Origin of the sequence: Xenorhabdus szentirmaii DSM 16338 (assembly GCF_002632585.1) — a bacterium.
Lineage (GTDB): Bacteria > Pseudomonadota > Gammaproteobacteria > Enterobacterales > Enterobacteriaceae > Xenorhabdus > Xenorhabdus szentirmaii.
Genome location: NZ_NIBV01000002.1, coordinates 1916123 through 1930605, shown reverse-complemented (window position 1 = coordinate 1930605; position 14483 = coordinate 1916123). Strand labels below are relative to the sequence as shown.

Annotated in this window: 1 protein-coding gene; it reads right to left on the bottom strand. The window is 50.2% G+C overall.

The features are described 5' to 3' along the window. Positions 1–3: 3 nt before the first annotated feature. Positions 4–14232 (bottom strand): non-ribosomal peptide synthetase, encoded by a 14229-nt coding sequence (locus tag Xsze_RS18030; RefSeq protein WP_099139154.1) that lies wholly within the window; start codon positions 14230–14232, stop codon positions 4–6. Between the last annotated feature and the right edge of the window lie 251 nt (positions 14233–14483).

Here is a 14483-nt window from a genome sequence, read left to right as displayed (position 1 = left end):
TTTTTACACGTCCAAAATAGTTTTATTTTCTGTATGATCAAAACGATGCGTAAGCTGATTAAGTCGCTCCATCGAAATACCTTCGATTCCATAATCACTGGGGGTTTTCATTCCTCCGGATTGCGCCTGGTTTTGGCTCGTCAGGACGATGTCATTGAGTGATTGTTCAAATGCTTTGATAAACATGTCGGTTTGGGTTTGTGGTAAGCGGGAATCCACGCTGAATTGCAATTTTCCTGCCTGAACTGCACCATTGATGCCCAGCAGAAGATGGCTGCCATTTCCTTTGGCGACAGCATTCCCACAATTGTCATTGGTTATGGTCCAGTCCTGGTGGCTGGCACCCCCTAACTGTCCGAGATAATTGAAACTGATGGCCGGCAGTTCACCCGTCAGGTATCTGGCCTGATGCAATGCACTGTAACCGATGCCTTTGTTTGGTATGGCGCGCAGCATTTCTTTGGTATGAATGATGGTTTTTTCCATATCCGCCTGCATTTCCAGACGAACGGGATACATGATGGTGAACCAGCCAACGGTTTCGGAAAGATCCAATGCGTTGTCAATGGGTTCTCGGCCATGGCCTTCCAGAAGAATGTAATTCACGGCGTGGGAGAACGTTTCTTGCAAGGCAATTGTCAGGGCACTCAGCAATAAATCGTTAATTTCTGTGTGATAGCCTGAATTTGCTTCATGCAGCAGGATGTCGGTCATTTCCGCAGAAATGCTTAACCTGTGCTGAATATTCTCATTCAGTGTTGGTGTCATATTGTTGCCGGCGACAACTTGTTTCCAATAAGAGGCCTCATTTTGGTGTTGTTGCGCATAACGGTGAACTGCGGCCACCCATTGCCGGTAACTGCTGGTTTTTGGGGGTAAACTCATGCCCTGCAACAGCAAACGCATATCTTCAGCAATGATCCGCCAAGAGACTGCATCAATGATCAGATGATGGAATGCGAAGAATAACCGGGCGCTGCCGTCGGCGCATCCGGTCAAGTGACCGGCTTGCCACAGCGGCCCATTGTTGTAATTGAACCCGCTTTGCCATTGGGTCAATTGTTGATGCAGCGCTTCCTGACTTAATTCCCGGATATCACTGTGCAGCAAGAGGGAATGCAAAGACGGCACTGTTTCAGCCCCGGAATAGCATTGACGGTATCCGCTTTCCGTTTCTGTAAAACGGGCATGCAGCATATCATGTCGTTCAGTCAGGCTGATTAGGGCTTGTTCAATCTGGGCGGAACTGATACCACCGGGGAGCTGGATCATGAAAGCCTGATTCCAATGGTGTGGTTCTGCTAAGTTCCAGTTGAAGAAGGTTTGCTGGACAGGCAATAAATCAAATTCCCCGCTCAATACCCCTTGTTCAGCCATGATTTTTTCGGCGGAGGATGATTGTGACAGCCATTGCGCCAATTGTGCCACGGTTGGTGCCTCAAAAATCGATTTGACCTGTAGGGAAAAGCCCGCCTGCCGCAGTTTGGAAACCAATTGGATACTGACAATCGAATCCCCGCCAATGCGGAAAAAGTTATCGTCAATGCTGATGTGTTCCAGCTTCAGGACCTCCTGCCAGATGGCACATAACTGCGTTTCCAGTGCATTGCGCGGGGCAATATAGTTATCCTTGTTTCCCCGGGCAGGTTCCGGCAGGGCGCGGCGATCCACTTTGCCGTTTCGGGTCAGGGGAATGAATTCAAGTCGGGTAAAGCTGGCGGGCACCATGTATTCCGGCAGGCGCGAAGAGAGATATTTGATCAGTGTGTCATCAGACAACCCACCTGTGGTGACCAGATAGGCTGCCAGCACTTTATTTCCTTGGTTCCCCTGATGCTGACGGTCAATGACCACCGCCTGCCGGACTTGCGGGTGGGACGTCAGGGTATTTTCGATTTCCCCCAGCTCAATGCGGAAACCACGCAGCTTGACCTGACCGTCATTGCGGCCGAGGTATTCGATGTTTCCGTCAGGCAACCAACGGCCGAGATCGCCGGTTTTGTACATGCGGGCCCCGGTTTCTGGGGAGAAGGGATCGGGGAGGAAACGTTCCGCTGTCAGCTCAGGGCGATTCAGATAACCCCGGGCAACACCATCGCCGCCAATATGAATTTCGCCGATGGCACCGATTGAAACCGCTTGCCCATAAGGATCGAGCAAATAAATGCGGGTATTGGCAATGGGGCGGCCAATCGGGATGGACTGATTGACATCGACAGGGGAAGTCATCGCATAAGTCGCGGCAAACGTTGTGGTTTCTGTCGGGCCATAGCCGTTGAGCAGACAGGCTGGTTGGGTTTCTGCTGATTGTACTTGTCTGATTTTCTGCGGATTGAGGACATCCCCGCCGACGAGCAGATAACGCAGTTGCCCGAAGACCGGGAGCAATGTCTCAAGGTATTCGTTAAACAAGCCGACAGTCAGCCATAAAGCCGTGACGTTTCCGTCCATTAATGCCTGACGGAAACGCATTGGTTCGAGCAATGCCGTTGATGAAACAATATACATCCGTCCGCCACTGAGCAGGGCCGACCAAATTTCCCAAGTGGCGGCATCGAATGAAGTATTGGCACAGTGGGCAATGCAATCATCAGGGCCGATGTCAGCAAAGCCATTATTGATGATCAGACGCAAGATATTGCGGTGCTCAACCATAACGCCTTTGGGTTGCCCGGTAGAGCCGGAAGTGTAAATGACATAGGCCAGATGGCGTGCTGTCAGCCCCAATGTGTGTGCATCCGGATTAGTGTCCGGCAGGGTTTCAAAGCGTGGCGCGTGAGCATCGAGCAATACCTTTTTATCATGCAGCCTTGATGGTATGGAGCCGCTCAGTTTCCCGGCCTGCGCTGTTTGGGTCAATAAAACCACAGGGGCAGAATCTTCCAGCATGTACGCCAGCCGCTCTGCCGGATAAGTCGGGTCAAGCGGTACGTAAGCTCCACCGGCCTTGAGGATGGCGAGAATTCCCACCACCATCTCCGGACTGCGTTCGAGGCAAATGGCGACCCGGTCATCCGGCTGCACACCCAACGCAATCAGATGATGAGCCAGACGGTTGGCACGTTGGTTGAGTTCGCCATAGCAGATCTTTTGGTTTTCAAATACGATGGCAATGGCATCAGGGCGTTGGGATGCCAGAGCTTCAAACAGTTGTTGCAGGGTTTTGTCCTGGGGATAGGGGGCCTCAGTCTGGTTCCAGCGATCCAGCAGATGTCGCTCTTGTGCCGACAGGATATCAATCCCAAATAGTGGCTGTTTCTGATCGGCCACAAAAGCTGCCAATACACGCTGGTAGGTATCGGCCAGCCCGACAATTGTGGCTTCATTGAACAGGCTGACGGCATAGTTCAGGCACCCGCTGATATTGCTCTGTCCGTCGGACAGAAACAGGCTCAGATCAAATTTGGCCGGGCTGTATAACGTTTCCGGCAATGCCACCGGACTGAAGGGCAGATTGAGATTGTCCGGCTGACTTTCAGCAAAACGGTGCAAGGTGAACATCACTTGAAAAATCGGGTGGCGGGAGGTGTCCCGTTCAATGCCCAATGCTTCGACCAGTTGCTCAAACGGCATGTCCTGATGGGCTTTGGCTCCCGCAACCAACTGATGGATCTGTCCAATCAGCGTTTCCACACTGGCAGTTTGTTGCAGTTGCGCCCTTAAGGCCATTGAGTTGACAAACATGCCAATCAGGGGCTGGGTTTGGGCATGGTGCCGGTTATCCGTGGGCGTGCCCAGCACAATGTCATCCTGTCCGGACAGTTTTGCCAGCGTGACATAAAACGCACTGAGCAACACGGTATACAGGGTGGTTTCCTGCGCTTTTGCCAGTGCCCTCAGCGGGTTTGATAAGGACTTCTCCAGCGTGAAATTAAAGTCACGGCCTTGATAATTGACGTTGGCAGGCCGGGAATGATCTGTAGGCAAAGCCAAGGGTTCATAACCCGCCAGTGTTTGTTGCCAGTAGGCCAGCTGGCGTTCACCCACTTCTCCCTGTAAATAATCCCGCTGCCATGCAGCATAGTCGCCATAGGAAATATCCAGAGCAGGCAGTTGGCTGTCGCGGCCTGCTGACAGGGCGGAGTAAATCTCTGCCAGCTCATCCATGAAAATATCGGCTGACCAGCCATCAAACGCAATGTGATGCCACAACATCAGCAAGTAATGTTTATCGTTGCTCCGGTCATCGGTGATGGGCTTGCCATGGATCTGATAGTGACTCAGGCGCAGGCTGGGTTCTGTGGACAGCTCGAACGGCGTGGCGATTTCCGCGCGCACCAAATCCAGAAGCCCGTCAGCATCTTCGCAAACTTGTGTCGGCTGAATAACCAGCGGCTTATCCCATTGCTGCGGGTGGATTTGCCCGTTCTCGTGATGGAGGTACACCATCTTGATGACTGAATGGCGTTCAGCCAATTGATTGATGGCGGTTTCTAACAAGGGCAGGCAAGCCTCGTTATCCAGTTGAACCAGATAAGGAATATGGTAAGCGTCGGTGCCTTGTTCAAACTGCTCAATAAACAACATCCGCTCTTGGGCAAATGACAGGGGATAATGCGTTGAGTTCAGGCGAGGAATGACCGTACAGGCTGGTTGCCCTGATCCTGATGAGTGTTCTATGCCGGTTGCCAGACCTGCGACAGTTTTACGCTCGAACAATTGGGCCAGTGTAACGTCGGTTGCCAGACGTTGACGGATGGCGGCGGTCAGCTTGATAGCCATCAGGGAGTTGCCGCCAATGCGGAAGAAATTGTCATGAATGCCGACCTGTTCCAATCCCAAAACATCCTGCCAAATGGCACAAAGCTGCGTTTCCAGCGTATTGCGGGGCGCGGCATAATGGTCTTGGCTTTCCCATACGGGTTCCGGCAAAGCACGGCGATCCAGCTTGCCGTTCAGCGTCAACGGAATGGATGCAAGGCGGGTAAAGCTGGCAGGGATCATGTATTCCGGCAAACGGGCGGAAAGGTATTCAACCAGACTTGCATCAGACAGCTCAACAGACAGGGCATCGCCTGCTGGCTCGGTAACCAGATAAGCCACCAGCACATCGTGGTTTTGGTGTTTGCGGGCAATCACCGCTGTTTGTTTCACCTGCGGATGGGCAGCCAGAACGCTTTCAATTTCCCCCAGCTCAATGCGGTAACCGCGGATTTTGACCTGAAAGTCATTGCGTCCCAGATATTCCAGTTCACCGTTCGGCAGCCAGCGCACCAAATCACCGGTTTTGTACAGCCGACCTTTTTCTTCGGCACGGGCAAACGGATTTTCGATAAAACGTTCTGCGGTCAGTTCCGGTCGGTTCAGATAGCCCGGAGCCAATCCTGCCCCCCCGACATACAATTCACCGGGAGCGCCAATCGGAACCAGACCGCCGGAATCATCCAGCACATAGGCGGAGAGATCGTTTAATGGCCGGCCAATATTGGAAGCGGCCACGGTGTCGTTTTGGGTCAGCTTTTTATAGGTCACGTGAACCGTGGTTTCAGTGATCCCGTACATGTTGACCAACGCAGGCGAGTGCTCCCCGTATTTGTTCCACCACGGGTGCAATTGCACCGGATTCAGCTTGTCACCGCCGAAAATAACCAGACGAAGCTGGGGATATGCCGCATCGGTATTTAATGAGGTATCAACAAAGGCATAAAATGCCCCCGGCGTTTGGTTCAGAACAGTGACTTTTTGCTCTGCGCACAGCTGGCTGAACTGAATGAAATCTTTTGTGCATTCAACCGTCGGAATAATCAGGCGCCCGCCATAAAGCAAGGCACCCCACAGTTCCCACACGCTGAAATCAAAGGTGTAAGCATGGTACAGCACCCAAGTGTCACGGTGACTGAAGTGATATTTTTCTTGGGTGGCGGTGAATAACCGCGCCACATTATGGTGGGTCTGCAATACGCCTTTGGGTTTTCCGGTTGTCCCTGAAGTGTAGATAACGTAAGCCAGATCATCTGCGCCGCTGATGGGAACCGGATTTTCCCCGGATGGAGAGCGGGACAGCGCCGGATCATCCGCAGCAATCATCACGAGGCTGTCAGGCTGTGATCGGGCGTATTCAGCCAAAACAGGCAAATACTGTTGCTGAGTCAATACGCATGGGGTCTGGGTATCTTGCAGAATAAAACTGACCCGATCTGAGGGGTATTCCGGTGAAATGGGGACATAAGCGCCGCCGGCTTTCAGCACCGCCAGAATACTGATGACCATTTCCAGACCGCGGTCAAGGTACAGGGCGATCAGTGTGTTGACCGGCATCGGTTTTTGGTGCTGCTGCTGATAACTTTTACGCAGCACCCAAGCCAGCTGGTTTGCCCGTGCGTTAAGCTCACGGTAAGTCAGCGTTTCTCCTTCAAATACCAGTGCCACATTATCCGGCATGGCGGCAACTTGTGCTTCGAACCGCTGTTGCAGGGTCTGGTCTTGGGAATATGGCGCAATGGCAAGCGGATTCCATGTGTGCAGCAGTGTGTGACGCTCCTGTGGGGAGAGAACATCAAGTTCAAACAGCGCCTGTTTTTGATCTGCCACAAAGGCGGCCAGTACACGCTGGTAGGTATCGGCCAGCCTGACAATCGTGGCCTCATTGAACAGGCTGACGGCATAGTTCAGGCATCCGCTGATATTGGCGTGTCTGTCGGACACAATCAGGCTCAGGTCAAACTTGGCCGGGCTGTACAGAGGCTCTGCCAGCTCAACCGGGCTGAAGGGCAAATTGAGCCTGTCCGGCTGATTTTCATCAACATCATCCAGGGTGAATACAACCTGAAAAATCGGGTGGCGGGAGGTGTCCCGCTCGATGCCCAATGCTTCAACCAGTTGTTCAAACGGCATGTCCTGATGGGATTTGGCATCCGTTACCAATCGATGGGTCTGTTCGATCAGTGTTTCCACACTGGCGGTTTGTTGCAGCTGCACCCTTAATGTCAGTGTATTGACAAACATGCCAATCAGGGGCTGGGTTTGGGCATGGTGGCGACTGTTTGCAGGGGTGCCCAGCACAATGTCATTCTGTCCGGACAGTTTTGCCAGCGTGACATAGAACGCACTGAGCAGCACGGTGTACAGGGTAGTTTCCTGCGCTTTTGCCAATGCCCTCAGCGGGTTTGATAAGGCCTTCTCCAGCGTGAAATTAAAGTCACGGCCTTGATAATTGACGTTGGCAGGCCGGGAATGATCTGTAGGTAAAGCCAAGGGTTCATAACCCGCCAGTGCCTGTTGCCAATAGGCCAGCTGGCGTTCACTGATATCTCCCTGCAAATAATCCCGCTGCCAGGCGGCATAATCACCATAGGAAATATCCAGCGGGGGCAATTGGCTGTTGCGGCCTGCTGACAGGGCATGATAAATCTCTGCCAGTTCATTCATGAAGATATCAACTGACCAGCCATCAAAAGCGATGTGATGCCACAACATCAACAAGTAATGTTTCTCGCTGGTTTTTGTATCATGGATCGGGTAGTGGAGCAGGCGCAGGCTGGGTTCTGTGGACAGATCAAACGGTGTGGCGATTTCTGCGCGCACGGCATCTAACAGTTTGTCAGCATCTTCACTGGGTGGAAGTGACCGGATGGACAGATCGGTGTCCAGCATCTTTTGATGGATTTGCCCGTCATCATGATGGAGGTACACCATTTTCAGCACAGGGTGGCGTTCAGCCAATTGATTGATGGCGGTTTCTAACAAGGGCAGGCAAGTTTCGTTTTCCAACTGAACCAGATAAGGAATATGGTAAGCGTCAGTACCCTGCTCAAACTGTTCAATAAACAGCATCCGCTCTTGGGCAAATGACAGGGGATAATGCGCTGATGTCAGGCGAGGAATGACCGTACAGGTTTGTTGTTCCGATGCTCGGGAGTGCATTATCTCCGTTGCCAGGCCTGCGGCAGTTTTCCGCTCGAACAATTGGGCCAGCGTGATGTCCGTTGACAAATGTTCGCGGATGGCGGCGGTCAGCTTGATAGCCATCAACGAGTTGCCGCCAATGCGGAAGAAATTATCATCAATGCCGACACGCTCCAGCCCCAAAATATCCTGCCAGATAGTACAAAGTTGTGATTCCAGCGCATTGCGGGGGGCGACATAGCTGTTTTGGATTTCCCTCGCGGGTTCCGGCAAGGCACGGCGATCCAGCTTGCCGTTCAGCGTCAATGGAATGGATGCAAGGCGGGTAAAGCTGGCCGGGATCATGTATTCCGGCAAATGAACGGAAAGATACGCAATCAGGCTTTCATCGGACAGGACACTGTCTGCCACCAGATAGGCAGCCAGTACATCGTGGCCTTGGCGCTTATGGGCAATCACGACAGCTTGTTCCACTTGAGGATGGGCAGCCAGCGCGTTCTCAATTTCCCCCAGTTCAATGCGGTAACCGCGGATCTTGACCTGAAAATCATTGCGCCCCAGATATTCCAGTTCACCGTTCGGCAGCCAGCGCACCAAATCACCGGTTTTGTACAGGCGGGTGTAACCAAGGGCTTTATCTGCGGCACTGGCAAACGGATTTTCGATAAAACGCGCCGCGGTCAGTTCAGGCTGGTTTAAATACCCCCGTGCCAGTCCCGCGCCACCAACATGCAGCTCTCCCGGCGTGCCTATCGGGGACAGGTTGCCGTAACTGTCCAAAACGTAGAGACGGGCGTTATTAATCGCTGTGCCAATATTTGTTGTGGTGTCCCCGCGTTGATACCGCTTTTCAGTTGCACAAACGGTGACTTCGGTCGGGCCATAAGAATTCAGTATCTGGCTGTGGCGGCTAAAGTGTTCCAGAAAATCCAAAGAAGGGGATTCTCCCGCTGTCACCAATAGCTGCAACGAGGGCAATTCCGTATCAGTCAGTAATTTCAGGAGAGCCGGCGGCAATGCGGCTATTTCAATGCCTTCCTGCTGGATGAGTTCCGCAAGCGCAGGAAGGTGACGCTCTTCTTCATTGCAAATGTAAATCGTCAGCCCATTAAATAAACTGGGGAATAACTCAAAAACAGAACCATCAAAGATGTAATTGGCAAACATCAATGCCTTGCTTCTTCCCGGCGCATTGAAGAATTTTTCCTGCGCAGCCGCCATATGAATGACGTTTCTGTGCTCAGTCATCACGCCTTTTGGCTGGCCTGTCGTTCCGGAGGTATAAATGATATAGGCCAGATCGGTGGGTTTATTGATTTGTGGCGGATTTCCGACAGGCTGGCTTGCCGTGGTGGTTTGATCATCTGCGGCTATCAGCGTGGGTTGTTCAGCAAATGATTGGGTGTATTCTGCCAGTGTTGTCAGGTGATGCTGTTGGGAGATAACACACCGTGTCCGGGTATCTTGCAGAATAAAATTGACCCGCTCTGGCGGATATGACGGCAAAATGGGCACGTAGGCACCGCCGGCTTTCAGCACCGCCAGAATACTGATGACCATTTCCAGACTGCGATCAAGATAAAGGGCGATGGGGGTATCGGCTGGCATGGGTGCATCAAATCGTTGCTGGTGGTGTGTACGTATCGCCCACGCCAGTTGGTTCGCCCGTTCGTTAAGTTGATGATAGGTGAGCGTTTTTCCCTCAAATACCAGTGCCACGTTATCGGGAGTCTCTTCGACCTGAGCTTCAAGCTGTTGTTGCAGGGTTTTATCCTGCGGGCAGGGCACATCGGTTTGGTTCCACGTATGCAGCAGGGTATGGCGCTCCTGTGCCGATAGGGGATCGAGTTCAAAAAGTGCCTGTTTCTGATCGGCGGCAAAAGCGGCCAGCACATGTTGATAGATATCGGCCATCCGGGTGATGGTGGTTTGATCAAACAGGCTGGTGGCGCAATTGAGATTGCCGGTCAGGTTGGTTTGCCCATCGGAAATAAACAGGCTCAAGTCAAACTTGGCCGGGCTGTACAGTGGAACATCGGTTTGAACGAGGCTGAATGGCAGGTGGCTGTCCGGCAAACTTTCGCCAAAGTTCTGCAATCCAAACATGACCTGGAAAATAGGGTGACGAGAGGTATCTCGCTCAATTTTTAAGGCATCCACCAATTGCTCAAAGGGAATATCTTGATGCATCTTGGCTTCGATGATGATTGAGTGAACTTGCTTGATCAGCGTTCCCACACTGGCGGTTTGCGGCAATTGAGTCCTCAAGACCAGCGAGTTGACAAACATCCCAATCAGGGCGTGGGTTTGGACGAGATGGCGGTTGTCTGTAGGCGTGCCCAGCACAATGTCATTCTGTCCGGACAGCTTTGCCAGCGTGACATAAAACGCACTGAGCAGCACAGTATACAGGGTTGTTTCCTGTGTCTTTGCCAGCGCCCTCAATTGGTTGGAGAGTGTACTGTCCAGCGCAAAGCTGAAATCGCGGCCCTGATAATCGACATGGTTTGGCCGGGGCCGGTCGGTCGGCAGAGCCAGAGGTTCATGACCGGCCAAAGCCTTCTGCCAGTATGTCAGTTGCCGCTCCCGAACTTCCCCCTGCAAATAATTCCGTTGCCATACTGCATAGTCGCCGTAGGTGATATCCAGAGGAGGAAGCCGGCTGTCACGACCTTCTTGTAAGGCCTGATAAGTCTCCGACAGTTCATTCATAAAAATGTCAACAGACCAGCCATCAATGGCAATGTGATGCCACAAGAACAAAATGTAGTGTTGATTGGCCGGGTTAATCGGGGTGATATAGCTATGCAGGCGAAAACCCGGCTCATTGGCCAGATCAAACGGCTTGAGCAGTTCAGCGCGCACGGTTTCCATCAGTGCATCAATGTCATTGCAAGGCTGTTCCCTGAACGCAAGGTTATTTTCCAATACATGTTGATATTCATGGCCATCATCGTGGATGCGGTATACCGTTTTCATCACGGGATGGCGTTCAATCACCTGATTAATGGCTTTTTCCAACAACGGCAGGCTGGCATTGTCATGGAGCTGTACCAGATAAGGAACATGGTACATATTGGCACCCTGTTCAAAACGCTCAATAAACAGCATCCGCTCTTGAGCAAATGACAGGGGATAGCGCTCCAATCCAAGATAAGGAATAAGTGACTGTGTCTGCACACCCATATGATCAGCCAGTCTGGCGATAGTTTTCAACTCGAATATCTGGGCCAGTGACACTTCCCGCGCCAATTGCCGGTGAATGGCTGCAATGAGCTGGATAGCCATCAGAGAATTACCGCCGGTGCGGAAGAAATTATCGTCAATGCCGATGCGCTCCAGACCCAAGACATCCAGCCAGATAGTGCAAAGCTGGGTTTCCAGTTCATTGCGGGGAGCCATGTAACCGTCTTGATTTCCCCAGACAGGCTCAGGCAGAGCGCGGCGATCCAGCTTGCCGTTCAGGGTTAAGGGAATGGAACCCATGTGGGTAAAGCTGGCCGGGATCATATAATCCGGCAGGCGGTCAGATAAGTGCCTGATTAATGTGTCATCGGATAGCTCGCCGTCAGTGCCTTCTGCCACCAAATAGGCTGCCAGGACTTTGTTCCCTTTATGTTCGTGATCAATGACTACCGCTTGTTTGATTTGTGGATGTGAGGCCAGCGCACTTTCGATTTCCCCCAACTCAATGCGGTAACCGCGGATCTTGACCTGAAAGTCATTGCGCCCCAGATATTCCAGTTCACCGTTTGGCATCCAGCGCACCAGATCACCGGTTTTGTACAGGCGGGTGTAACCGAGGGCTTTGTCTTCTGCGGTCGCAAACGGGTTTTCCACAAAACGTTCTGCTGTCAGTTCGGGACGGTTTAAATAACCCCGGGCCAGTCCGGCACCACCGATATACAGTTCACCCGGCGTGCCGATAGGGACAAGATGACCGGCGCTATTCAATATATAGGCATGCAGGTCGCATAATGGCTGACCAATAACGGATGAAGCAGTGGGATCGTTTGGGGTCAATTTCTTATGGGTAACATGAACCGTGGTTTCTGTTATCCCATACATATTGATTAAACTGGGTGACTGGTCGCCATAATGCGCCCACCAAGGTTGCAATTGCATCGGATTGAGTTTATCCCCGCCGAAAATCACATAGCGAAGCTCAGGAAACTCAGCCTCCATATTTAATGAGGCATCAATAAAGGCATAAAATGCCCCCGGCGTTTGGTTCAGAACAGTGACTTTTTGCTCTGCGCACAGCTGGCTGAATTGAACGAAATCTTTTGTACATTCAACCGTCGGAATAATCAGGCGCCCGCCATAGAGCAGCGCTCCCCACAGCTCCCAGACACTGAAATCAAAGGTATAAGTATGGTAAAGAACCCAAGTATCTTTTTGGTTAAATTGGAATTGCCTGTGGGTAGCCGCAAATAACCGTGAAACATTTTGGTGGGTTTGCAGTACACCTTTGGGTTGTCCGGTTGTTCCTGAGGTATAGATGATATAAGCCAGATCGGAAGGCGTATTTATCTGTGCCAGATTGTCTGTTGGCTGGCTTTCCGTTAATGAATGATCATCCGCAGCGATCAATTTGGGCTGGAAAGCCAGTGATTTCGTGCTCTCGCGCAGGGACTGCAAATGGTGTTGCTGCGTTATCACACAGGGAGAACGTGTATCTTCCAGAATAAATTGCACCCGTTCGGCGGGGTATTCTGGTGAGACAGGCACATAAGCGCCCCCGGCTTTCAATACTGCAAGGATACTGACAACCATCTCCAGACTGCGGTCAAGATAGAGAGCAATCAAGGTATCGGCTTGCAGTGGTGCATTGTTTTTCGGTTGGCCTTGTGGCTGACATTGCTCGCGGATAACACAAGCCAACTGGTTCGCCCGTTCATTGAGCTGGCGATAGGTCAGCGTTTCTCCCTCAAATATCAACGCGATGTTATCTGGCGTGATTGCCGCCTGTGCTTCGAACTGTTTTTGCAGGGTGTTAGGCTGCGAGGCCTGATATTCAAGGGGAGTGGTTTGATTCCAAATGCCCAGCAGCGTCTGGCGTTCTTGTTCTAATAAGATAGGGAGTTCATTGACGGGAGATGACGGCCTGTCAATCAGGGCCATCAATAAATTCTCAAGCCGTGCCAACATATTATCGACATCTGACTCACTAAAGTATTGCTGCAAGTAATTGATCGTGATTTTTAATTCCTGATCTCGTCCATAATCTTTTAGGCGGAAAGTGACAGGGTGAGTCTGTATTGTGGGATGCATATGATAATGATGGACATGAGACATTTCAGCCGCGGGATCTGAGAATTTTTCATAGGCGATAAGGATATTAGGTAAAAAAAAACCTTGGCTATTGGCAATTCTGGCAAGGTGAGATTGAGGGAATGAGCAATGCTGATAACTGCGTTTTATTGCTGATTCTATCTGTTTAATTTGTTCTGCCACACTGGCGGTGCCTGAGATATGGCAATATACCGGATAGACATTTGCATGCATGCCGATGGTATATTTCTCTGATTTTGTCTTTCTTCCGTGTGTGACGGTGTTAAAAGTTAATTCTTGTTGCCCTGTCAACGCTGACATCATAATACCGACAAGGCATGAAAAAACGGAACTCAGATTACTTTTGTTTTCCTCACAAAAAGCGTATAGAGATTCTTTGACTGAAAGCGGCAATGTTATTGTTTTGTTATTGGTGCCGGTATTCTGATAATAAGGTTTTAATTGGTGTGGCTCATGTTCTTTTAAGAAATTACACCAATAGTTATTGTCTTGCTCGTAATTATAGGAAGTTAAATACGCGCTTGCCTGGGTGACAGAATCTAAATATTGTGGTATTTCAGATAACCAGTCTGTTGACGCCCCCGTTTTAAGGCATGAGTATAATTGATGAACATATTGATGCAGGAGGAATAAACCTAATCCATCAATAATAATATGATGGAATTTAGTGAGGAAATAATATTTTTTATCGGTAATTAATATCAATGAAGCCTGATAAAGAGGGTCTTTGTGAAGGTTGATGGGAATGTCTACATGTTGTTGTATCCAATGGATTGCTTTTTCTTCAGGTGAAGATTGCATTGAAAAATCTTGAAACGTGATCAATCCGGCATCACTTTTATTTTTAATATATTGTACAGCCTTATGATCTGAATTAATCGAAATATGCAATCTCAATGCATCAATATGCTGATATAGTAAGTTCCATGCCTGCTGTAAAATAACGATATCAACTTCTTCCTCCATTAAGGTATACCAGCCTATATTATGCAGGGGGCTGTCCTGATAGAGGTTTTGTTCATAAAATACATCTTCTTGAGCAGGGTGAAGATTATAAAAATTCGAATTTATTATGTATTCAGATTTTATCATAATTCATTATATGAATGCATTCCGTTCACAAGTTATTTTTGAATCATAATACAAACAAATAGGCCACAAATTTTTAACAGATTGGGTCGGGTTGATTTTAGTACTTAAAATAACCTACCGTTGTATTAATAGGATTAACTTTGCAACCTTGCAGCATTCTCCCTTATAAAAATAGTTAAAGGTTGTTTAATTTAGTGAGCAAACCATTTCATTTTTGGGATAACAATTCTGTATCGTTTATTGTATTTTTA